The organism is Streptococcus mitis (genome assembly GCF_003942865.1).
Taxonomy (GTDB): Bacteria; Bacillota; Bacilli; order Lactobacillales; family Streptococcaceae; genus Streptococcus; species Streptococcus mitis_BI.
Map to the genome: position 1 here is coordinate 35,900 of NZ_RJNZ01000010.1, position 26,837 is coordinate 62,736.

The following is a 26,837-nucleotide window of genomic DNA, read 5'->3' on the forward strand; positions in this document are numbered from 1 at the left end:
ATTTTGCAAAATCCTTGGAAAACCTGTAGAATAGTAAAGATGAACGAATAGGAGGTTCCTTGTGTCAAAAAAGGAAATCAATATTAATAATTATAATGACGATGCCATTCAGGTGCTAGAAGGGTTGGATGCGGTCCGTAAACGTCCAGGGATGTATATCGGATCGACCGATGGAGCTGGGCTCCACCACCTAGTCTGGGAAATCGTCGATAATGCTGTTGATGAAGCCTTGTCTGGATTTGGTGACCGTATTGATGTGACCATTAATAAAGATGGCAGTTTAACGGTTCAAGACCACGGACGTGGGATGCCGACAGGTATGCATGCTATGGGAATTCCAACTGTTGAGGTTATCTTTACTATTCTCCACGCTGGAGGAAAATTCGGTCAAGGAGGCTACAAAACATCTGGTGGACTTCACGGGGTAGGCTCTTCTGTCGTCAATGCTCTTTCTAGCTGGTTAGAAGTTGAAATCACCCGTGATGGCGCAGTTTACAAGCAACGTTTTGAAAATGGTGGCAAACCTGTCACGACCTTGAATAAAATTGGTACAGCACCTAAGTCTAAAACAGGTACCAAAGTTACCTTCATGCCAGATTCGACTATCTTCTCTACGACAGACTTCAAGTACAATACCATTTCAGAACGCCTCAATGAGTCAGCCTTTCTCTTGAAAAATGTGACCTTGTCTTTGACGGACAAGCGTACAGATGAAGTGATTGAGTTTCATTATGAGAACGGAGTGCAGGACTTTGTTTCTTATCTGAACGAAGACAAGGAAACCTTGACACCAGTTCTTTACTTTGAAGGGGAAGACAATGGTTTCCAGGTGGAAGTGGCCCTCCAGTACAATGACGGATTTTCAGATAATATTTTGTCCTTTGTCAATAACGTTCGTACCAAGGACGGTGGAACACATGAGACTGGACTTAAGTCTGCCATTACCAAGGTTATGAACGACTATGCGCGTAAGACAGGTCTTCTCAAGGAAAAAGATAAAAACCTTGAAGGTTCAGACTATCGTGAGGGGCTAGCAGCTGTTCTTTCTATCCTGGTTCCTGAAGAACACCTCCAGTTTGAAGGACAGACCAAGGACAAGCTAGGAAGCCCTCTTGCTCGTCCCGTTGTGGATGGCATTGTGGCTGATAAGTTGACCTTTTTCCTTATGGAAAATGGGGAATTGGCTTCTAACCTCATCCGCAAGGCTATTAAGGCCCGTGATGCTCGTGAAGCAGCACGTAAGGCGCGTGATGAGAGCCGAAATGGTAAGAAAAATAAAAAGGATAAGGGCTTGTTGTCTGGGAAATTGACCCCAGCCCAGTCTAAGAATCCGGCTAAGAATGAACTCTATCTAGTCGAGGGGGATTCTGCCGGAGGTTCTGCCAAACAAGGCCGTGACCGCAAGTTCCAGGCAATATTGCCTCTTCGTGGTAAGGTTATCAATACAGCCAAAGCCAAGATGGCGGATATCCTCAAAAATGAAGAAATCAACACCATGATTTATACTATTGGTGCAGGTGTGGGAGCAGACTTCTCCCTTGAGGATGCTAATTACGACAAAATCATTATCATGACCGATGCGGACACCGACGGTGCCCACATTCAGACTTTACTCTTGACATTTTTCTACCGCTACATGCGTCCGCTAGTTGAGGCAGGACATGTTTATATCGCCCTTCCGCCTCTTTACAAGATGTCCAAAGGCAAAGGTAAGAAAGAAGAAGTGGCCTACGCTTGGACGGACGGAGAGCTAGAAGAACTTCGCAAGCAGTTTGGTAAAGGTGCTACCCTCCAACGCTATAAAGGTCTCGGTGAGATGAATGCGGACCAGCTCTGGGAAACAACTATGAACCCAGAAACCCGTACCCTCATCCGTGTCACCATCGAAGACCTAGCCCGCGCCGAACGTCGCGTCAATGTCCTCATGGGTGACAAGGTCGAACCACGCCGTAAGTGGATCGAAGGCAATGTCAAGTTTACGCTGGAAGAGAGTGGGGAGATGGTGTTTTAGGAGTGTGCTGCAATAAAAAAATAAATATACATTATAGAAAGGAGGTGGAGAGGTGTCTATCGGTAGAAACGATAAATGTCCATGCAATTCAGGCAAAAAATACAAACATTGCCATTTAAAAATAGAGAAGTTACGAAAACAAATGAAACGGAATAATCTTCGTGATATTTCAGAAAGTGAGAGAAAACAACTTCAATCCCACGATAGGAATAGAGTCAAGCAACTTTTCGATTCTAAAGGAAAAGAGTGCCTGTATTCCAACTGTGATAGAAAACCGATTAAATCACACACTTTTCCTAGAAATATATTAGAAAAGCAGATTGCAAGAAAAACTGATAATGGATATTCGGTTTTTTCGACCGATATAAAAAATATTGTTAGTAATCTACAAAATCCTAGATCACATAGTGAATTATTTTATGAAGTCAATATAAATGATGCTGGAACTATGCCACTTTTTTGTGAAGAACATGACAATCAGATTTTTTCGCCAATAGAAACTTTTAAACCCATTCCTACCGAAAAACAATATATATTTTTATATGCTTATCGTTTCTTTTTATACCATTTTTCTAAAGAAAAATATGCCTTGATAGATTACCATGATTTGATTGCCTCAGAAAAAGGAGTAGGCAAATCACTTTCTTCAGATACAAGAAATAAAAGAAATTCCATTTATGCTAATGCAACAAAAATTGCAAATACTAAAACAAATATAACAAATTTAGATGTATTAAAGATTAAATTTGATCAAGTAATGAATCATACTCTACCAAGTGATGCTAAAATTGATGAACATTTTAAAGTATACGGTTATAAATTGAAAAACGATATTCAGTGGTGTGGTGCCGGCTGTACAGAGTTTTCTTATAACGATACTGGAGTTATGAATCATTTAGGCTGCAGTTTTGGTTTAATCCCACAAAATAGAGATTTTCCAGCATATTTTTATTGTGTTGTACCAAACGAAGAAAATGATTATTTGAAAGATAAATTGCTGAAGTTACTTAATGATAAGTATGATGGTTATAAGAACGAAAAAGATACTGCTTCTTTTGAAAATATTATAAAATATTACATTTTTGATAGTTCAGAAAATATTATAATTTCTCCTGATATTATTGATGAATTGAGAGATAAAGAAATTTGTTTTTTTAATGAAAAAGGTAAACTTTTAAAAAACGGATAGATTGGACTCATCAAATTTCAAATCACCAGAATTTCTGACGGAGCGTTTTGGAGTAAATTCTATTTGGCAGAAAAACGAGCGAGAGTTTTTGAACAAAAGATGAACGATTGTTTTTCTGATGAGCAGTTTTAAAGCTGTACATAATCGCTAAAACTATTGGAGGTGCGGTATTGATTACGTTATTAATGTTTCCTTTTTTCCTTGTTCTCCTAGCCATTTTTGGAATTATATATGATTTAATGACCAATAAAGGTAGAAAAGAGTGTGCTCGCACAGTATCCTTGTTTATATTGAACATCCTCACTATTGGTATCTGTCTATTAGATTTACCAATGGAAAGTAAACCATACTCAGGAATAGGGTTTATCTTATTTTATGCACTTGCTTTCATCCCTTTGATGATTGTTTTCTCATTATATACCCTCTATAGGATTGGAAAACATTATAGGTATTTTAAGAGTAAGTTTGCTATAATACTCCTATTCAATGCTATTTTACTTTTCCTTCTTTCATTAGTAAATACTTTTGTATTATGGAGAAGCTTTAAAATATATCATAGAAACGATATTAAATTGTTTTATTTTGTTTTAATCGTTTTGGGGATTTGTTCAACTATCCAATTCATTGTAGGGGAACTTGAGAAGAAAAGAATACGAGGCATCCAAAAAAAAGAGGAGCAAGACGGCTATGAAAAATGACTCTATAAAAGATATGTGCAGACAACATAGAAGTGAAGCGCAAATGCTGAGATTAATTTTACAGACTGCTGAAACTTTACAAATTGAGGCTGTCGCCATGTCCGGTTCGCGGACAAATTCACAAGCTCCAAAAGACGAATTTCAAGACTATGATGTGCTCTATGTCGTGGACAACTTAGATACTCTAACAAGCAATCTTGCTTGGTTAGACCAGTTTGGCACTCGTATCATTGAGCAACATAATATCCTAGGCAACCGTCGTCTCTACCTCATGCTCTTTGAAGATGGCAATAGGATTGACTTGACCCTCTGTCCTACGGAGTATATTCAAGAGTGGGTGGATAGTGAAGCTGATTATACAGTTTTGAAAGATGAGAAAGGCTTGTTTGAGTCCTATACTACAAGTCCTCAACGTTACTGGACAAGCCCAGCTAATGCGATAGAGTTTGAAAAAGCCTGCAATGAATTTTGGTGGGTATCAGCCTATGTGGTCAAAGGAATCTGTCGTAAGCAAGTCATCTACGCGACTGACCATCTTTACGGTATTTGCCAACAAGAACTCCTGAAGATCTTGGCTTGGCAGGTCGCAGCAGATAAGGGGACGATTGATGTAGGCAAGAACTACAAGTATCTTTTCCAGTATTTACCTGCAGAGAAAGAGAAAGAATTCTCAAATCTGCTTGATTTCTCAAGTTTAGATAAAATCACCCAGTCTTTGTTTGCTACGATGCAACTTTTCCACCAAGAGGCTCAGTCCCTTGCTCAAAAGATGGATTTTGACTACGATAAAGAAGTAGCTGAGAAGATGATTGAGTATGCTAAGGAGAGACTTCTTAATTGCTGACTAATTTAAAAGATTAAACTACAGAAAGGATTGTTTGGTTCCTTAAGGTAACTGAACATGGAACTAATTCCCGTAAAATATCTTTTACTGCATAAAAACCTACTCTATATTTTTTGAAAGGAGTTGAACACGCCCTAAATGCTAGGTGAAAAAGATAAATTCTCTTGTGAGCTTTCTTACTTCAAGAATTTTCTATTTTCACTTGGTATTTTACGGGCTCTGTATCCTATATGAGTAACATTCAAAACATGTCCCTGGAGGACATTATGGGAGAGCGCTTTGGTCGCTACTCCAAGTACATTATTCAAGACCGGGCTTTGCCAGATATTCGTGATGGACTCAAGCCGGTTCAGCGCCGTATTCTTTATTCGATGAATAAGGATGGCAATACCTTTGACAAGAGCTACCGTAAGTCTGCTAAGTCAGTCGGGAACATCATGGGAAATTTCCATCCACATGGTGACAGTTCCATCTATGATGCCATGGTTCGTATGTCTCAGGACTGGAAAAACCGTGAGATTTTGGTTGAAATGCACGGTAATAACGGTTCTATGGACGGAGATCCGCCTGCGGCCATGCGTTATACTGAGGCTCGTTTGTCTGAGATTGCAGGCTACCTTCTTCAGGATATCGAGAAAAAGACCGTTCCTTTTGCTTGGAACTTTGACGATACCGAGAAAGAGCCGACTGTTCTGCCAGCAGCCTTTCCAAACCTTTTGGTCAATGGTTCTACTGGGATTTCGGCTGGTTATGCCACAGATATTCCTCCGCATAATTTGGCTGAAGTCATTGATGCGACTGTTTACATGATTGACCACCCAACAGCCAAGGTGGACAAGCTCATGGAATTCTTGCCTGGACCAGATTTCCCGACAGGAGGGATTATTCAGGGTCGTGATGAAATCAAGAAGGCCTATGAAACTGGGAAAGGGCGCGTGGTTGTTCGTTCCAAGACTGAGATTGAAAAGCTAAAAGGTGGTAAAGAACAAATCGTTATCACTGAGATTCCTTATGAAATCAACAAGGCCAATCTGGTCAAGAAAATCGATGATGTTCGTGTCAATAACAAGGTGGCAGGGATTGCTGAAGTTCGCGACGAGTCTGACCGTGATGGTCTACGTATTGCTATTGAGCTAAAAAAAGATGCCAATACAGAGCTTGTCCTCAACTATCTCTTTAAGTACACAGATCTGCAAATCAACTATAACTTTAACATGGTGGCGATTGACAATTTCACGCCTCGTCAGGTTGGGATCGTTCCAATCTTGTCTAGCTATATTGCCCACCGTCGTGAAGTGATTTTGGCGCGTTCACGCTTTGACAAGGAAAAGGCTGAGAAACGTCTCCATATCGTCGAAGGTTTGATTCGCGTGATTTCGATTTTGGATGAAGTCATTGCTCTTATCCGTGCTTCTGAGAATAAGGCGGACGCCAAGGAAAATCTCAAAGTTAGCTATGATTTTACAGAGGAGCAGGCTGAGGCCATCGTTACCTTGCAATTGTATCGTTTGACCAATACCGATGTGGTTGTCTTACAGGAAGAAGAAGCAGAACTTCGTGAAAAGATTGCCATGCTGGCGGCTATTATCGGGGATGAGCGGACTATGTACAATCTCATGAAGAAAGAACTTCGTGAGGTTAAGAAGAAGTTTGCGACTCCGCGTTTGAGTTCTCTAGAAGACACTGCGAAAGCAATTGAGATTGATACAGCCAGTCTTATCGCCGAGGAAGATACCTACGTCAGCGTGACCAAGGCAGGTTATATCAAGCGTACCAGCCCACGTTCCTTTTCGGCTTCAACGCTGGAAGAAATTGGCAAACGTGATGACGACCGTTTGATTTTTGTTCAATCTGCCAAGACAACCCAGCATCTCTTGATGTTCACGACGCTTGGAAATGTCATTTATCGACCAATCCATGAATTGGCAGACATTCGTTGGAAGGACATCGGAGAGCATCTGAGCCAAACCATTACAAACTTTGAAACTAACGAAGAAATCCTTTATGTGGAAGTAGTGGATCAGTTTGATGATGCGACAACCTACTTTTCGGCGACTCGTTTCGGTCAAATCAAGCGTGTAGAACGCAAAGAATTCTCTCCATGGCGGACCTATAAATCTAAGTCTGTCAAGTATGCTAAGCTCAAATACGAGACAGACCAGATTGTGGCAGTGACTCCGATTAAACTAGATGATGTTCTCTTGATTAGCCAAAATGGTTATGCCCTTCGTTTCAATATCGAAGAGGTACCAGTTGTCGGTGCTAAGGCTGCAGGTGTCAAAGCTATGAACCTGAAAGCAGATGATGTTCTCCAATCCGCCTTTATCTGTAACACCTCATCCTTCTACCTCTTGACCCAACGTGGAAGTTTGAAACGTGTTTCTATTGACGAAATTCCGGCAACAAGTCGTGCCAAACGTGGCTTACAAGTCTTGCGTGAGTTAAAAAACAAACCGCATCGTGTCTTCTTGGCAGGAGCGGTTGCAGAACAAGGCTTTATTGGTGATCTCTTTAGTACAGATGTGGAAGAGAACGACCAAACGCTGCTTGTTCAATCAAACAAAGGAACAATCTATGAAAGTCGACTACAAGACTTGAACCTGTCAGAACGAACAAGTAACGGTAGCTTCATCTCTGACACGATTTCAGATGAAGAAGTTTTTGATGCTTATCTTAAAGAAGTATTTACAGAAGCCAAATAAGTGAAATGAAGAATCAGTTCTCAGAGCTGATTCTTTTTATTGAAGAAATTTTCTGAAAATTACAAAATATACTTGCTATTTTAGAAAAAAAGTGTAGAATAAAAGAAATAGGTTTTTAGAATAAGGAGTGGAATATGACAGTAACGATTGATTGGGAAAATCTCGGTTTTTCCTATATGAAATTACCTTATCGCTATATTGCTCATTTTAAAAATGGACAATGGAATCAAGGAGAACTTACAGAAGATGCAACTTTGCATATTTCAGAGTCTTCTCCAAGTCTTCACTATGGACAACAAGCATTTGAAGGTTTGAAAGCTTATCGTACTAAGGATGGCAGTATTCAACTTTTCCGTCCTGATGAAAATGCCAAACGTCTGCAACGTACATGTGACCGTCTCTTGATGCCACAAGTGCCGACAGAAATGTTTGTAGAAGCTTGTAAGGCAGTTGTTCGTGCGAATGAAGAATACGTACCACCATACGGAACAGGTGGAACCCTTTATCTTCGTCCTCTTTTGATTGGAGTAGGAGATATTATCGGAGTAAAACCAGCAGAAGAGTACATTTTCACTATCTTTGCCATGCCAGTTGGTAATTACTTTAAAGGTGGTTTGGTTCCAACCAACTTCTTGATTCAGGATGAATACGACCGTGCGGCTCCAAATGGTACAGGTGCGGCTAAGGTTGGTGGAAACTATGCTGCCAGCCTCTTACCAGGGAAATTGGCCAAGTCACGTCATTTCTCAGATGTCATCTATCTAGACCCATCAACTCATACAAAGATTGAAGAAGTCGGATCAGCTAACTTCTTTGGAATTACAGCTGATAATGAATTTGTAACACCATTGAGTCCATCTATCTTGCCATCTATTACCAAGTATTCCTTGCTTTATTTGGCAGAACATCGCTTGGGCTTAACTCCTATTGAGGGGGATGTCCCGATTGATAATCTTGACCGTTTTGTAGAGGCAGGTGCCTGTGGTACAGCAGCGGTTATTTCTCCAATTGGAGGTATTCAACACGGTGATGATTTCCATGTATTCTATAGTGAAACAGAAGTAGGCCCTGTGACTCGTAAATTATATGATGAATTGACTGGTATTCAGTTCGGCGATATTGAAGCGCCAGAAGGTTGGATTGTAAAAGTTGACTAAATTTATCAAACACAAAAACTCCAAATTAGTTGCACTCACTGATATGGAGTTTTTTTCTTGCTAGTTTTAGGATTTTCTTGTAAAATAGAAAAAGTGAAGAGAGGTATGAAATGAGTAAGAAAGATAAAAAAATTGAAATTCAAGTAGCAGATGCCAAGGTTAATGTAGGAAAAGACAGTTTTGAGGGTTATACCTTGACCATTGGTAAGAAAGTAATTGGAGAAATTGCCGAATTAGATGGACAATTTGCCATCATAAAGAATGGGAATGTCGATAGTTTTTATAAAAAATTGGAAAAAGCTGTGGAAATTTTGATTGAAAACTATAATTTAGTAAAATAAGTCTTGTTTTATTGAAAATTTCATGATATAATAGTTTTCGTTAAATATAGGAGAGATAGCGAAGAGGCTAAACGCGGCGGACTGTAAATCCGCTCCTTCGGGTTCGGGGGTTCGAATCCCTCTCTCTCCATTTTACTAATGGGGTATAGCCAAGCGGTAAGGCAAGGGACTTTGACTCCCTCATGCGTTGGTTCGAATCCAGCTACCCCAGTTCTTAGGTAATAATCAAGATAAAAGGCAAAATATCTTAGGGTATTTTATTTTTATAATTGAAAGACGTGAACGATATGAACATGTCCTTGCGGGTGCTTAGGAAAAAAATTATAAGTATGTCAAGTTAAAGAAAACTTGATTGTTGGAGGATTTTTTAGATGAACGAATTTGAAGATTTGCTAAATAGCGTTAGCCAAGTTGAGACTGGTGATGTTGTTAGTGCTGAAGTATTGACAGTTGATGCGACTCAAGCTAACGTTGCAATCTCTGGAACTGGTGTTGAAGGTGTCTTGACTCTTCGCGAATTGACAAACGATCGCGATGCAGATATCAATGACTTTGTTAAAGTAGGAGAAGTATTGGATGTTCTTGTACTTCGTCAAGTAGTTGGTAAAGATACTGATACAGTTACATACCTTGTATCTAAAAAACGCCTTGAAGCTCGCAAAGCATGGGACAAACTTGTTGGTCGCGAAGAAGAAGTTGTTACTGTTAAAGGAACTCGTGCCGTTAAAGGTGGACTTTCAGTAGAATTTGAAGGTGTTCGTGGATTTATCCCAGCTTCAATGTTGGATACTCGTTTCGTACGTAACACTGAGCGTTTTGTAGGTCAAGAATTTGATGCTAAAATCAAAGAAGTTGACGCTAAAGAAAACCGTTTCATCCTTTCACGTCGTGAAGTTGTTGAAGCAGCTACAGCAGCAGCTCGCGCTGAAGTATTCGGTAAATTGGCTGTTGGTGATGTAGTAACTGGTAAAGTTGCACGTATCACAAGTTTCGGTGCTTTCATCGACCTTGGTGGTGTTGACGGATTGGTTCACTTGACTGAATTGTCACATGAACGTAACGTATCACCAAAATCAGTTGTAACTGTTGGTGAAGAAATTGAAGTGAAAATCCTTGATCTTAACGAAGAAGAAGGACGTGTATCACTTTCACTTAAAGCAACAACACCTGGACCATGGGATGGCGTTGAGCAAAAATTGGCTAAAGGTGATGTAGTAGAGGGAACAGTTAAACGTTTGACTGACTTCGGTGCATTTGTTGAAGTATTGCCAGGTATCGATGGACTTGTTCACGTATCACAAATTTCACACAAACGTATTGAAAATCCAAAAGAAGCTCTTAAAGTTGGTCAAGAAGTTCAAGTTAAAGTTCTTGAAGTTAACGCAGATGCAGAGCGCGTATCACTTTCTATCAAAGCTCTTGAAGAGCGTCCAGCTCAAGAAGAAGGACAAAAAGAAGAAAAACGTGCTGCTCGTCCACGTCGTCCAAAACGTCAAGAAAAACGTGATTTCGAACTTCCAGAAACACAAACAGGATTCTCAATGGCTGACTTGTTCGGTGATATCGAACTTTAATCAAATTGAAAATTCACAAAATCCTTTGTTTTCTAAACAAGGGATTTTTCTTTTGTCTGCAAGTCTTTTTTGATATAATAGTTTTATGTTAGAATCAGAAAAACAATCACGTTATCAAATGTTAAATGAAGAGCTCTCTTTTTTATTGGAAGGCGAAACCAATGTTTTGGCTAATCTTTCCAACGCCAGTGCTCTTCTAAAATCACGCTTTCCTAATACTGTATTTGCAGGCTTTTATTTGTTCGATGGAAAGGAATTGGTTTTGGGTCCCTTCCAAGGTGGTGTTTCCTGCATCCGTATTGCACTTGGAAAGGGTGTTTGTGGGGAGGCAGCTCACTTTCAGGAAACTGTTCTAGTTGGAGATGTAACAACTTATCCCAACTATATTGCTTGTGATAGTCGTGCTAAAAGTGAAATTGTTGTGCCGATGGTAAAGAATGGTCAATTGCTCGGGGTTCTGGATCTGGATTCTTCAGAGATTGATGATTATGATGCTATGGATCGAGATTATTTGGAACAATATGTCGCTATTTTGCTTGAAAAGACAGAATGGGACTTTACAATGTTTGGGGAGAAAGCCTAATGTATCAAGCTCTTTATCGAAAATATAGAAGTCAAAACTTCTCCCAGTTGGTTGGACAGGAAGTTGTGGCTAAGACTCTTAAACAAGCAGTAGAGCAAGAGAAAATAAGTCATGCCTATCTTTTTTCTGGTCCACGTGGAACGGGAAAAACCAGTGTAGCCAAGATTTTTGCCAAAGCTATGAACTGTCCAAAACAAGTGGGTGGTGAACCATGTAATAACTGCTATATTTGTCAAGCAGTGACAGATGGTAGTTTAGAAGATGTCATTGAAATGGATGCGGCTTCTAATAATGGGGTGGATGAAATTCGCGAAATTCGTGATAAATCTACCTACGCTCCTAGTCTTGCTCGTTATAAGGTTTATATCATAGATGAGGTTCACATGCTGTCTACAGGAGCTTTTAATGCCCTCCTAAAGACGCTGGAAGAGCCAACACAGAATGTGGTCTTTATTTTGGCTACTACTGAATTGCACAAGATACCTGCGACTATTCTATCCCGTGTGCAACGTTTTGAATTTAAATCGATTAAGACACAGGATATTAAGGAACATATTCACTATATCTTAGACAAAGAAAATATCAGTTCTGAACCAGAGGCTGTGGAAATCATTGCTAGACGGGCTGAAGGTGGAATGCGAGACGCCTTGTCTATTTTGGATCAAGCCCTAAGTTTAACACAGGGAAATGAATTGACGACTGCCATTTCTGAAGAAATTACTGGCACTATTAGCCTATCAGCCTTGGATGATTATGTGGCTGCCTTGTCTCAACAGGATGTTACCAAGGCCTTGTCTTGCTTGAATCTTCTTTTTGACAATGGTAAGAGCATGACTCGTTTTGTGACCGATCTTTTGCACTATTTAAGAGACTTGTTAATTGTTCAAACAGGTGGGGAAAATACTCATCATAGCCTAGTCTTTGTGGAAAATTTGGGACTTCCTCAAGAAAATCTGTTTGAAATGATTCGCTTAGCGACAGTCAGTTTAGCAGATATTAAGTCTAGTTTGCAGCCCAAGATTTACGCTGAGATGATGACCATTCGTTTAGCGGAGATTAAACCTGAACCGGCTCTTTCAGGGGCGGTTGAAAGTGAAATTTCTGCACTGAGACAGGAAATTGCCCGTCTCAAACAAGAACTCGCCAATGTAGGAACTGTGCCCAAGCCAACAAGTCCAGCTCCTAGTCGACCAGTTACGGGCAAAACAGTCTATCGTGTCGATCGCAATAAAGTGCAATCTATCTTACAAGAGGCCGTCGAAAATCCTGATTTAGCACGTCAAAATCTGATTCGTTTGCAAAATGCCTGGGGAGAGGTAATTGAAAGTCTAGGTGGTCCTGATAAGGCTTTGCTAGTTGGTTCTCAACCGGTTGCGGCCAATGAACACCATGCCATTCTTGCTTTTGAATCTAATTTCAATGCTGGTCAAACCATGAAACGGGACAATCTCAACACCATGTTTGGCAACATTCTCAGTCAGGCAGCAGGTTTTTCACCTGAGATTTTAGCTATTTCAATGGAGGAATGGAAAGAAGTTCGCGCAGCTTTTTCAGCCAAAGCTAAATCTTCTCAAGTTGAAAAAGAAGCAGAAGAAAGCCTGATTCCGGAAGGATTTGAATTTTTGGCTGATAAAGTGAAGGTAGAGGAAGACTAAAGAAAGATTTCATGATACAATAAGTTTATGAATAGACAACAATTTATTATTATCGCACTGTTTACAGCTGTTGAGACCTATTTTTTCAATGAAGCCTGGATGACTGGTCGCTATATTATGGCAGCCTTTTGGGCCATTTTGCTCTTTAGAAATTTCCGAGTTAGTTACTTGATGGGCAAGATTGTAGATGTCATTGACCAGCATTTGAAAGGAAAAGACTAGTCCTCAGCTTCTAGACAAAATCAAAGCCTTTTAGGCTTTTTTTTGTTATACTATAAAAGTATATTTATTGACCTTTTACCGTATTTTCTAGGAGAAATTAAGTATGTTTCTAGGAAGTACTGTAAAGGCCTTGAAAAAGAAAGGAACTATCATGTCAGTATTAGAGATCAAAGATCTTCACGTTGAGATTGAAGGAAAAGAAATTTTAAAAGGGGTTAACCTGACCCTGAAAACAGGAGAAATTGCCGCTATCATGGGACCAAATGGTACTGGTAAATCGACTCTTTCTGCCGCTATCATGGGAAATCCAAACTATGAAGTCACTAAAGGTGAAGTCTTGTTTGATGGCGTAAACATCCTTGAGTTGGAAGTGGACGAGCGTGCGCGTATGGGGCTTTTCCTTGCTATGCAATACCCATCAGAAATTCCTGGTATTACTAACGCTGAGTTTCTTCGTGCAGCTATGAATGCTGGTAAAGAAGATGATGAAAAGATTTCAGTTCGCGAGTTCATCACTAAGCTGGATGAAAAAATGGAATTACTCAACATGAAAGAAGAAATGGCTGAGCGTTACCTCAACGAAGGATTCTCTGGTGGTGAGAAAAAACGTAATGAAATTCTTCAACTTTTGATGTTGGAACCAACATTTGCCCTTTTGGATGAGATTGACTCTGGCCTTGATATTGACGCTCTTAAAGTTGTTTCTAAAGGTGTTAATGCCATGCGTGGTGAAGGCTTTGGTGCTATGATTATCACTCACTACCAACGTCTTTTGAACTACATCACACCAGATGTGGTACACGTGATGATGGAAGGTCGTGTTGTCCTTTCTGGTGGTCCAGAATTGGCTGCGCGTTTGGAACGTGAAGGATACGCAAAACTAGCTGAAGAACTTGGTTACGACTACAAGGAAGAATTGTAATTCCCTCGTATCTTTTAGGAGAAGTAAATGACTAAAGAAAATATTAAACTTTTTTCAGAAATGCACGCTGAACCAGGCTGGTTGGTAGACCTTCGTCAAAAAGCTTTTGATAAGATTGAGAGTTTAGAATTACCAGTTATTGAGCGTGTCAAATTCCACCGTTGGAATCTGGGTGATGGAACGATTACAGAAAGTGAGCCGTCAGCAAATGTTCCAGATTTCACAGCTCTAGATAATCACTTGAAGTTGGTGCAAGTAGGAACTCAAACAGTTTTTGAACAGATTCCAGTTGAGTTGGCTGAACAGGGTGTTGTTTTCACAGACTTTCACTCAGCTTTAGAAGAAATTCCAGAACTTGTAGAGGAATTCTTCATGTCATCTGTTAAGTATGACGATGACAAATTAGCAGCCTACCATACAGCTTATTTCAACAGTGGTGCTGTTCTCTACATTCCTGATAATGTTGAGATTAAAGAACCAATCGAAGGAATTTTCTATCAAGACAGTGACAGTGATGTGCCGTTTAATAAGCATATTATGATTATCGCTGGTAAAAACTCTAAGATTAGTTATCTAGAACGTTTAGAGTCACGCGGTGAAGGAAGTGCCAAAGCAACTGCCAATATCACAGTCGAAGTGATTGCACGTTCTGGTGCGCAAGTAAAATTTGCGGCTATTGACCGTCTAGGTGAAAATGTCACTGCCTATATTAGTCGTCGTGGTAAATTGGGCAACGATGCAAGCATTGACTGGGCAATCGGTGTCATGAACGAAGGAAATGTCGTTGCGGACTTTGATAGCGATTTGATTGGAAATGGTAGTCATGCTGACCTTAAAGTCGTAGCTCTTTCAAGTGGCCGTCAGGTACAAGGGATTGATACCCGAGTAACTAACTATGGTTGCAACTCAATTGGAAATATCCTGCAACATGGAGTTATCCTTGAAAAAGCAACTTTGACCTTTAACGGTATCGGTCACATCATCAAGGGTGCTAAGGGAGCCGATGCGCAGCAAGAGAGTCGTGTTCTCATGCTTTCAGACCAAGCGCGTTCAGATGCCAACCCAATTCTTTTGATTGACGAAAATGACGTTACTGCTGGTCACGCTGCTTCTATCGGACAGGTGGATCCAGAGGACATGTACTACCTCATGAGCCGTGGCTTGGATAAGGCAACTGCAGAGCGTTTGGTTGTTCGTGGTTTCCTTGGATCCGTTATCGTTGAGATTCCAGTCAAAGAAGTTCGTGATGAAATGATTGCAACTATTGAAGAAAAATTGTCAAAACGCTAAGGGGAAGCCTATGTTAGATGTAGAAGCGATTCGCAAGGATTTTCCAATTTTAGACCAGATTGTTAATGATGAACCTCTGGTCTATCTGGACAATGCTGCGACGACACAAAAACCACTAGCAGTTCTGGAGACGATTAATCGCTACTATGAACAGGATAATGCCAATGTTCACCGTGGTGTTCATACCTTGGCTGAAAGGGCAACAGCGTCCTATGAGGCGGCTCGTGAAACCATACGTAAGTTTATCAATGCTGGTTCTACAAAGGAAGTTCTCTTTACAAGAGGAACGACAACCAGTCTTAACTGGGTGGCACGATTTGCTGAGGAAGTCTTGACTGAGGGAGACCAGGTCTTGATTTCTGTCATGGAACACCATTCTAATATCATTCCTTGGCAGGAAGCTTGCCGCAAGACTGGAGCGGAGCTTGTCTATGCCTATCTCGAGGATGGAGCTCTGGATATGGATGACTTGCGAGCTAAATTGACTGATAAGGTCAAGTTTGTTTCGCTAGCTCATGCCTCAAATGTTCTGGGTGTGGTTAATCCAATCAAAGAAATTACTCAATTGGCCCACAAAGTTGGAGCCATCATGGTGGTGGATGGTGCTCAATCTACGCCTCATATGAAGATTGATGTGCAGGACTTGGATGTGGACTTCTTTGCCTTTTCAGGTCACAAGATGGTTGGTCCAACTGGTATTGGTGTCCTTTACGGCAAAGAAAAGTATCTGGAGCAAATGTCACCAGTAGAATTTGGTGGTGAAATGATTGATTTCGTCTATGAGCAGTCTGCTAGTTGGAAGGAATTGCCTTGGAAATTCGAGGCAGGAACTCCCAATATGGCAGGTGCTATCGGCCTTGCTGCTGCAGTGGATTATCTAGAAAAAATTGGCATGGATGCCATTGAAGCCCATGAACAGGAATTAATTTCATACGTATTTCCAAAACTGCAGGCAATTGAGGGATTGACTATTTATGGTTCGCAGGACTTGGCTCAACGTTCGGGTGTTATTGCCTTTAACCTAGGCGATCTCCATCCTCACGACCTTGCGACGGCTCTGGATTATGAAGGAGTAGCTGTTCGAGCGGGCCATCACTGTGCGCAACCCTTGCTTCAGGATTTGGATGTCCCAGCAACCGCTCGTGCAAGTTTTTATATCTACAATACCAAGGCAGATTGCGACAAGCTAGTCGATGCCTTACAAAAGACAAAGGAGTTTTTCAATGGCACTTTCTAAACTAGATAGCCTTTATATGGCAGTGGTAGCGGACCATTCGAAAAATCCACATCACCAAGGGAAGTTAGAAGACGCTGAACAAATCAGTCTCAACAATCCGACCTGTGGAGATGTCATCAACCTCTCTGTCAAGTTTGATGCAGATGACCGCTTGGAGGATATCGCTTTTCTAAACTCGGGTTGTACTATTTCAACTGCCTCTGCAAGCATGATGTCAGATGCCGTTTTAGGAAAAACCAAACAAGAAATCTTAGAACTAGCGACCATTTTTTCTGAAATGGTTCAAGGTCAAAAAGATGAGCGTCAAGACCAACTTGGTGATGCGGCCTTCTTATCAGGTGTTGCCAAATTTCCTCAACGAATCAAGTGTGCAACCCTAGCTTGGAATGCCCTGAAGAAAACAATTGAAAATCAAGAAAACAAGTAAGGCAAGTTTCTTTTGTCTTATAAATCAGTAGAAATGAAGAATGAAAGAAAGGATATTATGGCTGAAGAAAGAGTAGAACCAAAACCAATTGACCTTGGTGAATATAAATTTGGTTTCCATGACGATGTAGAGCCTGTCCTATCGACAGGAAAAGGATTGAATGAAGATGTCATTCGTGAACTATCAGCTGCCAAGGGAGAACCTGAGTGGATGCTAGAATTCCGTTTGAAGTCTTATGAAACCTTTAAAAAAATGCCCATGCAAACTTGGGGAGCAGACTTGTCAGAGATTGATTTTGATGACCTGATTTATTATCAAAAACCATCTGATAAGCCAGCCCGTTCTTGGGATGACGTTCCTGAAAAGATTAAAGAAACCTTTGAACGTATCGGGATTCCGGAAGCTGAGCGTGCTTATCTAGCTGGTGCCTCTGCCCAGTACGAGTCAGAAGTGGTTTATCACAACATGAAGGAAGAGTTTGAGAAGTTAGGGATTATCTTTACAGATACTGATTCTGCTCTCAAGGAATACCCAGACTTGTTTAAACAATACTTCGCTAAGTTGGTACCGCCAACAGATAACAAGTTGGCAGCCCTTAACTCAGCAGTGTGGTCAGGTGGAACCTTTATCTACGTACCAAAAGGGGTCAAGGTAGATATTCCGCTTCAAACTTACTTCCGTATCAACAACGAAAATACTGGTCAGTTTGAACGTACTTTGATTATCGTTGATGAGGGAGCAAGTGTCCATTATGTAGAAGGTTGTACAGCACCAACTTATTCAAGTAATAGCTTGCATGCTGCAATCGTAGAAATTTTTGCCTTGGACGGGACCTATATGCGTTATACAACCATCCAAAACTGGTCTGATAATGTCTATAACTTGGTAACCAAACGTGCCAAAGCCTTGAAAGATGCGACTGTTGAGTGGATTGATGGAAACTTGGGTGCTAAAACAACCATGAAATACCCATCTGTTTACCTTGATGGAGAAGGAGCGCGTGGTACTATGCTCTCTATCGCCTTTGCCAATGCAGGGCAACACCAAGATACGGGTGCTAAGATGATCCACAATGCTCCACATACCAGCTCGTCTATTGTGTCTAAATCCATCGCTAAAGGTGGAGGAAAGGTTGACTACCGTGGACAGGTAACCTTTAATAAAAATTCTAAGAAATCTGTTTCTCACATCGAGTGTGACACCATTATCATGGATGACTTGTCAGCATCAGATACGATTCCATTTAATGAAATTCATAACTCGCAAGTTGCTTTGGAACACGAAGCCAAGGTTTCTAAGATTTCAGAAGAACAGCTCTATTACCTCATGAGCCGTGGATTGTCAGAATCTGAGGCAACTGAGATGATTGTCATGGGATTTGTAGAACCTTTTACAAAAGAGCTTCCAATGGAATATGCAGTTGAGCTGAACCGTTTGATTAGCTATGAAATGGAAGGATCAGTTGGGTAAGAATATGTAGAATCTGAGCAGGATTTATTTCTGTTCAGATTTTTTTGAAAAATAATATTATAAATATTCACAAAATTGCTTTTATATGATAAAATAAAACAATCATATTTAATGGAGATGACCTATGAATATTTTTAGAACTAAAGATGTTAGCCTGGGACGTAGTGAAATGTACCGTCATTTAAAAGTATGGGATTTGATTTTATTAGGAATTGGTGCCATGGTAGGAACTGGGATTTTTACCATTACAGGAACCGCAGCAGCAACGCTTGCTGGTCCGTCACTGGTTATATCCATAGTGATTTCTGCCCTGTGTGTTTCTTTATCTGCCCTCTTTTTCGCAGAATTTGCCTCTCGTGTTCCTGCAACTGGTGGTGCTTATAGTTATTTGTATGCAATTTTGGGTGAATTACCAGCTTGGATTGCTGGATGGTTGACGATCATGGAATTTATGACAGCAGTTTCTGGTGTGGCCTCTGGTTGGGCCGCTTATTTTAAAGGCTTACTCAGTAACTATAGTATTTCAATGCCTCAAGCCTTGAATGGGACCTTTAATCCTGAGCAGGGTACCTATATAGACCTTTTACCTATTTTGGTATTAACACTGGTAACCGGTTTAGTTTTATTAAATTCCAAGGCAGCCTTGCGTTTTAATTCGCTTCTAGTCGTCTTGAAATTCTCTGCTCTCGCTTTGTTTATTCTAGTTGGTATCTGGTATATTAAACCAGAAAATTGGTCCAACTTTGCTCCCTTTGGTTTTGGTCAAATTTATGGTGGGAGTACTGGAATAATGGCAGGAGCATCTTTGATGTTCTTTGGTTTCCTAGGATTTGAATCTATTTCTATGGCTGTTGATGAAATTCAAAATCCACAAAAGAATGTCCCACGAGGTATTGTTTTGTCATTGACAATCGTAACGATTCTCTATGCTTTGGTTACATTAGTATTGACAGGGATTGTTCACTACAGCCAACTCAATGTGGACGATGCTGTAGCATTTTCATTGCGAAGTATAGGAATTGGTTGGGCAGCTAATTATGTATCATTAGTGGCTATTTTGACACTAATAACAGTATGTATTTCTATGACTTATGCCTTATCGCGTATGATTTACAGTTTAGCACGTGATGGTCTTTTACCTCGAAGTTTTAAGCAATTAAGCAAAACAAGCCGTGTTCCTAAAAATGCGACCATCTTAACTGGAGTTGCTTCTGCAATTGCAGCAGGAGTGTTTCCACTGGCTAGTATTGCAGCCTTTCTAAATATTTGTACGCTTGCTTATCTTATCTTATTGGCTTATGGAATTATAAAACTTAGAAAGGATAAGGGAATGCCTAAAGAAGGAGAATTCAAAACTCCCCTAGTTCCCTTGTTGCCGATTCTCTCGATTCTAATCTGTCTTTCCTTTATGCTTCAATATAGTGTAGAAACATGGATTGCGTTTGGAATTGCTCTTGTAGTTGGACTTGTGATTTACTTTACTTATGGCTATCGTCATTCTACACTTTCTGAATAGAGAAAAAGCTGGAACTTCCCAGCTTTTTCTTTATTCTTTTATATAGGTAAATCCTTCTCCAAGGATTTCGTGAGCTTCAGTAATAGTTATAAAGGCTTGAGGATCAACTTGATGAATCATATCTTTCATTTTTACAATTTCATTACGACCAACAATACAATAGATGATTTTTAAATCTTTTTTACTATAGTAGCCTTGACCAGAAAGAAAGGTTACCCCACGTCCGAGTTCATCATTAATCTTTTTAGCTAATTTATCAGGATACTGAGTAATAATTATAAAGCCTTTTCCGGCGTAGCCACCTTCTCCAATAAAATCAATGACACGTGTGATGATAAAATCGAACAAAAGTGTATAGGTAACTAGACGAAGATCTTGGAAGAGTATTAAAATTAACATTAGGATAAAGAAGTCAATCCCAAAAAGCAATTTACCGATGGATATATTCGTATATTTGTTTAGGATACGAGCAACAATATCAGATCCACCGGTTGTTCCACCAGCATTGAAAATAACTCCTAACCCGATTCCAAGCAGAACACCGGAAACCAAGGAAACGATTATCAAATCACCTTGTAAATCAAACTGTAAGGGAATACGTTCAAATACTGCCAACCAAACAGATAGAGAAAAAGTACCTAGAAGGCTTGAATAGAGGGTTTTAGGTCCAAATATTTTCCAAGCCAAAATGAATAAGGGAATATTAATTAAAAGATTCATCAAGGAGACAGGAATCTTGAAGAGATAGTATGTAATTAGGGTGACACCAGTTGCTCCTCCCTCGAAGAGATGATGGGGAACAACAAAATAGGTAAGACCAAAAGCATAAATAGCTGCACCCAGTATGATGGTGATAATAGGCTGTATTTTTCGAAGCATGATTTTCCCTCGCTTTTCTATAGATTGATTATACCAAAATTTCAAATTTTTTCATTGGATCCCTTATGATTTTTTAACAATTTTTTGATATAATAAGAGTGAAAAATCTAATTCCTATCTAGTATAATAGAAAGATTGATTATATGACAAAAGTAAAAATTGTAACAGATTCTTCTGTTACTATCGAACCAGAAGTTGTTAAAGAACTTAATATTACAGTTGTTCCCCTATCGGTTATGATTGATAGCGTGCTTTATTCGGACTCAGATTTGAAAGAAGGTGAGTTCCTTCATCTTATGCAACAAAGTAAGAATCTTCCTAAAACGAGTCAACCCCCAGTAGGAGTATTTGCTGAGGTTTTTGAAGAGTTAGGAAAAGATGGTAGTCAAATTCTTGCAATACATATGTCTCATGCCTTGTCTGGAACGGTTGAGGCTGCTCGTCAAGGTGCAAGTTTATCTGCTGCGGATGTGACAGTTATTGATAGCTCATTTACCGATCAGGCTATGAAGTTTCAGGTTGTTGAAGCCGCAAAACTTGCTAAAGAAGGAAAAGATTTAGAAACAATTGTAGTTGCCGTTGAAGAAATCAAACAAGACACAGAACTTTACATTGGGGTTTCAACTTTAGAAAACTTAGTGAAAGGTGGACGTATCGGACGTGTGACAGGTTTGTTAAGTTCCCTTTTGAACATTCGTGTTGTGATGCAGATGAAAGATCATGAATTGCAACCTATTGTTAAAGGTCGCGGTGCTAAAACGTTTAAAAAATGGTTAGACGAGTTGGTAGAAACTCTTTCTCATAAAGCGGTTGCTGAAATTGGGATTTCCTATGCAGGAAATAATGAGTGGGCTAATGAAATGAAGAGTTTATTGCAAAAATATGTTGAAAAACCGATATCAGTTTTAGAAACAGGTTCTATTATTCAAACTCATACAGGAGAAAATGCATGGGCTATTTTAATACGATATGTTTCATAAAAAAATAGTGAAAATTCATTCAAAATAGTGTTTTTGACTTGACCTACGGGAGTTTTTAGGATATGATTATATTTGTTAATTAGAAATTATTTGGAGGATTTTTTAACATGGCAAACAAACAAGATTTGATCGCTAAAGTAGCAGAAGCTACAGATTTAACTAAGAAAGATTCAGCAGCAGCAGTTGAAGCTGTATTTGCAGCAGTAACTGAGTATCTTGCAGCTGGAGAAAAAGTTCAATTGATCGGTTTTGGTAACTTTGAAGTTCGTGAGCGTGCTGCACGTAAAGGTCGCAACCCACAAACTGGTAAAGAAATCAAAATTGCAGCTTCTAAAGTTCCAGCATTCAAAGCTGGTAAAGCTCTTAAAGACGCTGTTAAATAATGACACTTTAAAAAGTCTATTGCATCAAGCTTTCTAGCTTGGTCGATAGGCTTTTTTGTTGCTTTGGGGCATTTTGGGGGCATAGACTAATACTTTTCTATGACATCTGCAACGATTGTTTTCATTTGTTTAGTAATATGAGTATAAATTTGTGGCGTTGTTTTAGCATATGAGTATCCAACACGATCAAAACGGTGTGAGATAAGGAATCTTTTGGAAAATAGTCTTGCAGTCTTTAGGGGAAAAGAAAAAAGGCTCTCATTAAATGAGAACCTAGTTACAATTAGTTTTTAGAAGCAGCTTGGAATTCTGGGTTTTTCCAAGCTTCGTCAATAATAGCTTGTAATTCTTTAGCAGATGCTTGCATTTTTTGAGTTTCTGCGTCGTTCAATGGGATATTTACTGGACGAACGATACCGTGTGCACCAACGATAGCTGGTTGACCGATAAAGACGTTCTCAACACCGTATTGACCTTCTTGGAATACAGAAAGTGGAAGTACTGCATTTTCATCGTCAAGGATTGCTTTTGTGATACGAGCGAGGGCTACAGCGATACCGTAGTATGTAGCTCCTTTTTTGTTGATGATTGAGTAAGCAGCATCACGAACTGAGATGAAGAGCTCTACAAGGTCAGCTTCATCTAAGTCACGGTTAGCTTGTAGCCATTGTTCCAATTTAACACCTGCAACGTTAGCGTGAGACCAAACAGCAAACTCAGAGTCACCGTGTTCACCCATGATGTAGGCATGAACTGAACGAGCATCAACACCGATTTTTTCAGCAAGTGCTTGACGGAAACGAGCTGAGTCAAGTGAAGTACCTGAACCGATAACACGTTCTTTAGGGAATCCAGAGAATTTCCAAGTTGAGTAAGTCAAGACGTCAACTGGGTTAGCAGCGACAAGGAAGATACCTTTGAAACCTGATTCAACAACTTGTGTTACGATTGATTTGTTGATAGCAAGGTTCTTACCTACAAGGTCAAGGCGAGTTTCACCTGGTTTTTGAGGAGCACCAGCTGTGATAACAACAAGATCAGCATCCGCACAATCTTCATATTTAGCAGCGTAGATTTTCTTTGGTGAAGTAAATGCAAGGGCGTGGCTAAGGTCTTCAGCATCACCAACTGCTTTTTCAAACAATTGAGGAATTTCAATAATACCAAGTTCTTGTGCGATTCCTTGAGTAACAAGAGCAAAAGCGTAAGATGAACCTACAGCACCATCACCGACAAGAATAACTTTTTTGTGTTGTTTAGTTGAAGTCATTATTCTAAACATCTCCTTAATTTTATTTAGGGATTTCCCCAGTTATTTTAATTTTATCACTTTTAAAAAGCTTTGTCACGGATATGCTTTGCAGTTCTTGATGTAAACGTTTTAGCGATTTTAGATACCTGAAATATAGAGGACATTATGGTATAATATAGTTAATTACTAATAGTGAAATGAGGCATTTATTAATGCAGGATAGAAATTTAGTGAATGTCAATCTGACAAAGGAGATGAAGACCAGCTTTATCGATTATGCCATGAGTGTTATCGTTGCGCGGGCCCTTCCTGATGTTCGAGATGGCTTAAAACCCGTTCACCGTCGGATTCTCTACGGAATGAATGAATTGGGAGTTACTCCAGACAAACCCCATAAAAAATCAGCTCGTATTACAGGGGATGTCATGGGTAAATATCACCCACACGGGGATTCCTCTATCTATGAAGCCATGGTCCGTATGGCTCAATGGTGGAGCTACCGATACATGCTTGTCGATGGACATGGAAACTTTGGTTCTATGGATGGAGACGGTGCTGCGGCCCAGCGTTACACTGAGGCTCGTATGAGCAAGATTGCTCTGGAGATGCTTCGTGATATTAACAAAAATACAGTTGATTTCGTTGATAACTATGATGCCAATGAACGTGAACCTTTAGTCCTTCCAGCTCGTTTTCCAAATCTTTTAGTTAATGGAGCTACTGGTATTGCTGTTGGGATGGCAACCAATATTCCACCTCATAACTTGGGAGAAACTATTGATGCAGTGAAGTTAGTTATGGACAATCCTGAAGTGACTACTAAGGACTTGATGGAAGTCTTGCCTGGTCCAGATTTTCCAACTGGTGCCCTTGTTATGGGGAAATCAGGCATTCATAAGGCTTACGAAACTGGTAAAGGTTCTATTGTTCTTCGTTCTCGTACTGAAATCGAAGAAACCAAGACTGGTCGTGAGCGCATCGTTGTGACAGAATTTCCTTATATGGTTAATAAAACCAAGGTGCATGAGCATATTGTTCGTTTGGTTCAGGAAAAACGCATTGAGGGCATCACAGCAGTCCGTGATGAGTCAAACCGTGAAGGTGTTCGATTTGTTATTGAAGTTAAGCGTGATGCCTCAGCCAATGTTATACTTAATAACCTCTTCAAGATGACCCAGATGCAAACCAACTTTGGTTTCAATATGCTTGCTATCCAAAATGGTGTACCGAAGATTTTGTCCCTTCGTCAGATTTTGGATGCTTATATCGAGCACCAAAAAGAAGTGGTTGTTCGTCGGACTCGTTTTGATAAGGAAAAAGCAGAAGCGCGTGCTCATATCTTAGAAGGTCTCTTGATTGCGCTAGACCATATCGACGAAGTGATTCGTATCATCCGTGCTAGTGAAACGGATGCGGAAGCACAAGCTGAGTTGATGAGCAAATTCAAGTTATCTGAACGTCAAAGTCAAGCTATTCTTGATATGCGTCTTCGTCGTTTGACAGGTTTGGAACGCGATAAGATTCAGTCTGAGTATGATGATCTCTTGGCTCTGATTGCGGATTTAGCAGATATTCTTGCTAAACCAGAACGTGTTTCTCAAATCATTAAAGATGAATTAGACGAAGTTAAGCGTAAGTTTGGTGACCAACGTCGTACTGAATTGATGGTCGGTGAGGTCTTAAGCCTCGAAGATGAGGATTTGATTGAAGAATCGGATGTCTTAATTACACTGTCTAACAAGGGATACATCAAACGTCTCGACCAAGCTGAGTTCACCGCTCAAAAACGTGGTGGTCGTGGTGTTCAAGGTACAGGTGTTAAGGATGATGATTTTGTTCGTGAGTTAGTGTCAACTAGCACCCATGATCACCTACTCTTCTTTACAAATAAAGGCCGTGTTTATCGCCTGAAAGGCTATGAAATTCCTGAGTATGGCCGTACTGCTAAGGGATTACCAATAGTTAATCTTTTGAAATTGGATGAAGGTGAAAGTATTCAGACCATCATCAATGTTGAGTCTGAACGTAGTGATGATGCTTACCTCTTCTTCACAACCCGTCATGGTATTGTGAAGAGAACCAGCGTTAAGGAATTTGCTAACATTCGTCAAAATGGACTCAAGGCTTTGAACCTCAAGGATGAAGATGAGTTGATTAATGTCTTGTTGACGGAAGAAGATACGGATATTATCATTGGTACCAAGCTTGGTTATGCAGTTCGCTTTAATCAATCAGCCGTTCGAGGCATGAGTCGTATCGCTACGGGTGTGAAAGGTGTCAATCTTCGTGAAGGAGATACAGTAGTTGGTGCTAGTGTGATTACAGACCAGGACGAGGTTCTTATCATCACAGAAAAAGGATATGGTAAGCGCACAGTTGCGACTGAATATCCAACAAAAGGTCGTGGTGGTAAAGGAATGAAGACGGCTAATGTAGCTGAAAAAAATGGTCCTCTATCAGGTCTTTTGACTGTTAAAGGTAATGAAGATTTGATGATTATCACTGATACAGGTGTCATGATTCGAACCAACGTTGCCAATATTTCACAAACAGGGCGCTCAACTATGGGAGTTAAAGTGATGCGCTTGGATCAGGATGCTAAAATTGTGACCTTTACAACGGTAGAAGCGTCAGAAAAAGAAGAAGTTGGGACAGAAAACGAAATAGAAGGTGAAGCATAATGTCTCATAAAAAGAATAATAAGAAAACAAATCGTAAAAATTTACTAATCAATGTCTTGGCAGGATTCTTAATCCTCTTGTCACTGGCATTAATCTTTAATTCAAAAATTCGTGATATCTTCATGGTTTGGAATACTAACAAGTATCAAGTTAGCCAGGTATCAAAAGAAAAATTGGAAGAAAATAAAGATACAGAAGGTAATTTTGACTTTGACTCAGTAAAAGCCATTTCGTCAGAAGCTGTCTTATCCTCACAATGGGATTCACAAAAATTACCAGTTATTGGTGGGATTGCTATTCCTGAAGTAGAAATTAACTTGCCTATTTTTAAAGGTCTTGATAATGTCAATCTCTTCTATGGAGCTGGTACGATGAAGCGTGACCAAGTGATGGGGAAAGGAAACTATTCACTTGCGAGCCATCACATCTTCACGGCGGAAAATGCCAGTCAGATGCTATTTTCTCCATTATCACGTGCTAAAAATGGAATGAAAATTTATCTAACCGATAAGGATAAGGTTTATACTTATGTCATTCATGAGGTCAAGCATGTGACACCAGATCGTGTCGATGAGATTGATGACCGTAGTGGAGTTGATGAAATCACACTTGTGACTTGTGTGGACTATGATGCGACAGAGCGGATTATCGTTAAAGGTGACTTAAAAGAAGAAAAAGATTATTCACAAACCCCTGAAGAAATTCTAACAGCTTTCAATCAACCATATAAACAGCGCTATTAATAGTTAAAGAATCAGTAAACATTTAGTTTTACTGATTCTTTTTACATTGCTTTGTAATCGTGCTAAGTAATGCTAAATCAA

Annotated in this window: 23 protein-coding genes and 2 tRNA genes; 23 read left to right on the forward strand and 2 right to left on the reverse strand. The window is 39.9% G+C overall.

Annotated features, from left to right (window positions below):
• The first annotated feature begins 61 nt into the window (after window positions 1-61).
• The 19 genes from parE to D8845_RS07515 all read left to right on the forward strand — a co-directional run bounded on the left by parE (window position 62) and on the right by D8845_RS07515 (window position 19,838).
• A complete protein-coding gene (gene parE, locus D8845_RS07425) occupies window positions 62-2,011 on the forward strand; it encodes a DNA topoisomerase IV subunit B (protein WP_125453010.1) in 1,950 nt (649 codons plus the stop codon).
• Window positions 2,012-2,063: 52 nt separating this feature from the next.
• Window positions 2,064-3,200, forward strand: a complete 1,137-nt coding sequence (locus D8845_RS07430; RefSeq protein ID WP_125453011.1) for an SEC-C metal-binding domain-containing protein — start codon at window positions 2,064-2,066, stop codon at window positions 3,198-3,200.
• A 185-nt stretch (window positions 3,201-3,385) separates the two neighbouring features.
• Window positions 3,386-3,898, forward strand: coding sequence for a hypothetical protein (locus tag D8845_RS07435; RefSeq protein WP_125453031.1), 513 nt, complete (start codon window positions 3,386-3,388; stop codon window positions 3,896-3,898).
• Window positions 3,888-4,742, forward strand: a complete 855-nt coding sequence (locus D8845_RS07440) for an aminoglycoside 6-adenylyltransferase (protein ID WP_125453012.1) — start codon at window positions 3,888-3,890, stop codon at window positions 4,740-4,742. The genes D8845_RS07435 and D8845_RS07440 overlap by 11 nt, the downstream gene beginning before the upstream one ends.
• A 230-nt stretch (window positions 4,743-4,972) precedes the next feature.
• Window positions 4,973-7,444: a DNA topoisomerase IV subunit A gene (parC, locus tag D8845_RS07445; protein WP_125453013.1), complete on the forward strand. Its 2,472-nt coding sequence runs from the start codon at window positions 4,973-4,975 to the stop codon at window positions 7,442-7,444.
• Window positions 7,445-7,578: 134 nt separating this feature from the next.
• A complete protein-coding gene (locus D8845_RS07450) occupies window positions 7,579-8,601 on the forward strand; it encodes a branched-chain amino acid aminotransferase (RefSeq protein WP_004254793.1) in 1,023 nt (340 codons plus the stop codon).
• Window positions 8,602-8,711: 110 nt separating this feature from the next.
• A complete protein-coding gene (locus D8845_RS07455; RefSeq protein ID WP_050197945.1) occupies window positions 8,712-8,942 on the forward strand; it encodes a DUF2969 domain-containing protein in 231 nt (76 codons plus the stop codon).
• A 49-nt stretch (window positions 8,943-8,991) separates the two neighbouring features.
• Window positions 8,992-9,072: transfer RNA gene (locus tag D8845_RS07460), tRNA-Tyr, on the forward strand.
• A 9-nt stretch (window positions 9,073-9,081) separates the two neighbouring features.
• Window positions 9,082-9,153 (forward strand) — tRNA-Gln (locus tag D8845_RS07465).
• 160 nt (window positions 9,154-9,313) lie between these two features.
• Window positions 9,314-10,516, forward strand: a complete 1,203-nt coding sequence (gene rpsA, locus D8845_RS07470; protein WP_001001631.1) for a 30S ribosomal protein S1 — start codon at window positions 9,314-9,316, stop codon at window positions 10,514-10,516.
• A gap of 85 nt (window positions 10,517-10,601) precedes the next feature.
• Window positions 10,602-11,099, forward strand: coding sequence for a GAF domain-containing protein (locus D8845_RS07475; RefSeq protein WP_125453014.1), 498 nt, complete (start codon window positions 10,602-10,604; stop codon window positions 11,097-11,099).
• The gene (dnaX, locus tag D8845_RS07480; RefSeq protein WP_125453015.1) at window positions 11,099-12,754 is read left to right on the forward strand and encodes a DNA polymerase III subunit gamma/tau; all 1,656 of its coding nucleotides are present in this window, start codon (window positions 11,099-11,101) and stop codon (window positions 12,752-12,754) included. Before D8845_RS07475 ends, dnaX begins: the two co-directional genes overlap by 1 nt.
• A gap of 27 nt (window positions 12,755-12,781) precedes the next feature.
• Window positions 12,782-12,976, forward strand: a complete 195-nt coding sequence (locus D8845_RS07485) for a DUF3272 domain-containing protein (RefSeq protein WP_125453016.1) — start codon at window positions 12,782-12,784, stop codon at window positions 12,974-12,976.
• Between the two features lie 151 nt (window positions 12,977-13,127).
• Window positions 13,128-13,898, forward strand: a complete 771-nt coding sequence (gene sufC, locus D8845_RS07490; protein WP_000114489.1) for a Fe-S cluster assembly ATPase SufC — start codon at window positions 13,128-13,130, stop codon at window positions 13,896-13,898.
• Between the two features lie 27 nt (window positions 13,899-13,925).
• Window positions 13,926-15,188 (forward strand): Fe-S cluster assembly protein SufD, encoded by a 1,263-nt coding sequence (sufD, locus tag D8845_RS07495; protein WP_125453017.1) that lies wholly within the window; start codon window positions 13,926-13,928, stop codon window positions 15,186-15,188.
• Window positions 15,189-15,198: 10 nt separating this feature from the next.
• The gene (locus D8845_RS07500; protein ID WP_125453018.1) at window positions 15,199-16,425 is read left to right on the forward strand and encodes a cysteine desulfurase; all 1,227 of its coding nucleotides are present in this window, start codon (window positions 15,199-15,201) and stop codon (window positions 16,423-16,425) included.
• Entirely contained in the window at window positions 16,412-16,852 is a 441-nt protein-coding gene (gene sufU, locus D8845_RS07505; protein WP_125453019.1) for a Fe-S cluster assembly sulfur transfer protein SufU, read from the forward strand. Before D8845_RS07500 ends, sufU begins: the two co-directional genes overlap by 14 nt.
• Before the next feature lie 57 nt (window positions 16,853-16,909).
• On the forward strand, window positions 16,910-18,322 hold the full coding sequence (gene sufB, locus D8845_RS07510) for a Fe-S cluster assembly protein SufB (RefSeq protein ID WP_125453020.1): 1,413 nt from the start codon (window positions 16,910-16,912) through the stop codon (window positions 18,320-18,322).
• Between the two features lie 124 nt (window positions 18,323-18,446).
• Window positions 18,447-19,838: an APC family permease gene (locus D8845_RS07515; RefSeq protein ID WP_125453021.1), complete on the forward strand. Its 1,392-nt coding sequence runs from the start codon at window positions 18,447-18,449 to the stop codon at window positions 19,836-19,838.
• Window positions 19,839-19,868: 30 nt separating this feature from the next.
• On the opposite strand, the gene D8845_RS07520 is transcribed toward D8845_RS07515, so the two are convergent.
• A complete protein-coding gene (locus D8845_RS07520; RefSeq protein ID WP_125453022.1) occupies window positions 19,869-20,717 on the reverse strand; it encodes a YitT family protein in 849 nt (282 codons plus the stop codon).
• Between the two features lie 143 nt (window positions 20,718-20,860).
• On the opposite strand from D8845_RS07520, the gene D8845_RS07525 reads away from it, so the two are divergent.
• Together D8845_RS07525 and D8845_RS07530 are read left to right on the forward strand one after the other, a co-directional pair.
• Window positions 20,861-21,697 (forward strand): DegV family protein, encoded by an 837-nt coding sequence (locus D8845_RS07525; protein ID WP_125453023.1) that lies wholly within the window; start codon window positions 20,861-20,863, stop codon window positions 21,695-21,697.
• A gap of 107 nt (window positions 21,698-21,804) precedes the next feature.
• Window positions 21,805-22,080, forward strand: coding sequence for an HU family DNA-binding protein (locus D8845_RS07530; RefSeq protein WP_124787347.1), 276 nt, complete (start codon window positions 21,805-21,807; stop codon window positions 22,078-22,080).
• Window positions 22,081-22,363: 283 nt separating this feature from the next.
• Here D8845_RS07530 and D8845_RS07540 read toward each other — a convergent pair whose 3' ends face one another.
• Complete coding sequence (locus D8845_RS07540) at window positions 22,364-23,350, reverse strand: L-lactate dehydrogenase (RefSeq protein WP_033683534.1); 987 nt, start codon at window positions 23,348-23,350, stop codon at window positions 22,364-22,366.
• A 194-nt stretch (window positions 23,351-23,544) separates the two neighbouring features.
• Between D8845_RS07540 and gyrA the strand changes: the two genes are divergently transcribed.
• Both gyrA and D8845_RS07550 read left to right on the forward strand, forming a co-directional pair.
• On the forward strand, window positions 23,545-26,013 hold the full coding sequence (gene gyrA, locus D8845_RS07545; protein ID WP_125453024.1) for a DNA gyrase subunit A: 2,469 nt from the start codon (window positions 23,545-23,547) through the stop codon (window positions 26,011-26,013).
• Window positions 26,013-26,756, forward strand: coding sequence for a class A sortase (locus D8845_RS07550; RefSeq protein ID WP_125453025.1), 744 nt, complete (start codon window positions 26,013-26,015; stop codon window positions 26,754-26,756). Before gyrA ends, D8845_RS07550 begins: the two co-directional genes overlap by 1 nt.
• Window positions 26,757-26,837 lie beyond the last annotated feature (81 nt).

What these genes read in the sequence shown, in the direction of transcription:
- D8845_RS07515 (WP_125453021.1), top strand. Translation starts at nt 18,447, where the DNA reads ATGAATATTTTTAGAACTAAAGATGTTAGCCTGGGACGTAGTGAAATG.
- parC (WP_125453013.1), top strand. Translation starts at nt 4,973, where the DNA reads ATGAGTAACATTCAAAACATGTCCCTGGAGGACATTATGGGAGAGCGC.
- sufB (WP_125453020.1), top strand. Translation starts at nt 16,910, where the DNA reads ATGGCTGAAGAAAGAGTAGAACCAAAACCAATTGACCTTGGTGAATAT.
- D8845_RS07475 (WP_125453014.1), top strand. Translation starts at nt 10,602, where the DNA reads ATGTTAGAATCAGAAAAACAATCACGTTATCAAATGTTAAATGAAGAG.
- D8845_RS07485 (WP_125453016.1), top strand. Translation starts at nt 12,782, where the DNA reads ATGAATAGACAACAATTTATTATTATCGCACTGTTTACAGCTGTTGAG.
- D8845_RS07450 (WP_004254793.1), top strand. Translation starts at nt 7,579, where the DNA reads ATGACAGTAACGATTGATTGGGAAAATCTCGGTTTTTCCTATATGAAA.
- D8845_RS07550 (WP_125453025.1), top strand. Translation starts at nt 26,013, where the DNA reads ATGTCTCATAAAAAGAATAATAAGAAAACAAATCGTAAAAATTTACTA.
- D8845_RS07435 (WP_125453031.1), top strand. Translation starts at nt 3,386, where the DNA reads ATGTTTCCTTTTTTCCTTGTTCTCCTAGCCATTTTTGGAATTATATAT.
- D8845_RS07455 (WP_050197945.1), top strand. Translation starts at nt 8,712, where the DNA reads ATGAGTAAGAAAGATAAAAAAATTGAAATTCAAGTAGCAGATGCCAAG.
- D8845_RS07525 (WP_125453023.1), top strand. Translation starts at nt 20,861, where the DNA reads ATGACAAAAGTAAAAATTGTAACAGATTCTTCTGTTACTATCGAACCA.
- D8845_RS07530 (WP_124787347.1), top strand. Translation starts at nt 21,805, where the DNA reads ATGGCAAACAAACAAGATTTGATCGCTAAAGTAGCAGAAGCTACAGAT.
- dnaX (WP_125453015.1), top strand. Translation starts at nt 11,099, where the DNA reads ATGTATCAAGCTCTTTATCGAAAATATAGAAGTCAAAACTTCTCCCAG.
- rpsA (WP_001001631.1), top strand. Translation starts at nt 9,314, where the DNA reads ATGAACGAATTTGAAGATTTGCTAAATAGCGTTAGCCAAGTTGAGACT.
- D8845_RS07540 (WP_033683534.1), bottom strand. Translation starts at nt 23,350, where the DNA reads ATGACTTCAACTAAACAACACAAAAAAGTTATTCTTGTCGGTGATGGT.
- D8845_RS07440 (WP_125453012.1), top strand. Translation starts at nt 3,888, where the DNA reads ATGAAAAATGACTCTATAAAAGATATGTGCAGACAACATAGAAGTGAA.
- gyrA (WP_125453024.1), top strand. Translation starts at nt 23,545, where the DNA reads ATGCAGGATAGAAATTTAGTGAATGTCAATCTGACAAAGGAGATGAAG.
- D8845_RS07520 (WP_125453022.1), bottom strand. Translation starts at nt 20,717, where the DNA reads ATGCTTCGAAAAATACAGCCTATTATCACCATCATACTGGGTGCAGCT.
- sufC (WP_000114489.1), top strand. Translation starts at nt 13,128, where the DNA reads ATGTCAGTATTAGAGATCAAAGATCTTCACGTTGAGATTGAAGGAAAA.
- sufD (WP_125453017.1), top strand. Translation starts at nt 13,926, where the DNA reads ATGACTAAAGAAAATATTAAACTTTTTTCAGAAATGCACGCTGAACCA.
- sufU (WP_125453019.1), top strand. Translation starts at nt 16,412, where the DNA reads ATGGCACTTTCTAAACTAGATAGCCTTTATATGGCAGTGGTAGCGGAC.
- D8845_RS07500 (WP_125453018.1), top strand. Translation starts at nt 15,199, where the DNA reads ATGTTAGATGTAGAAGCGATTCGCAAGGATTTTCCAATTTTAGACCAG.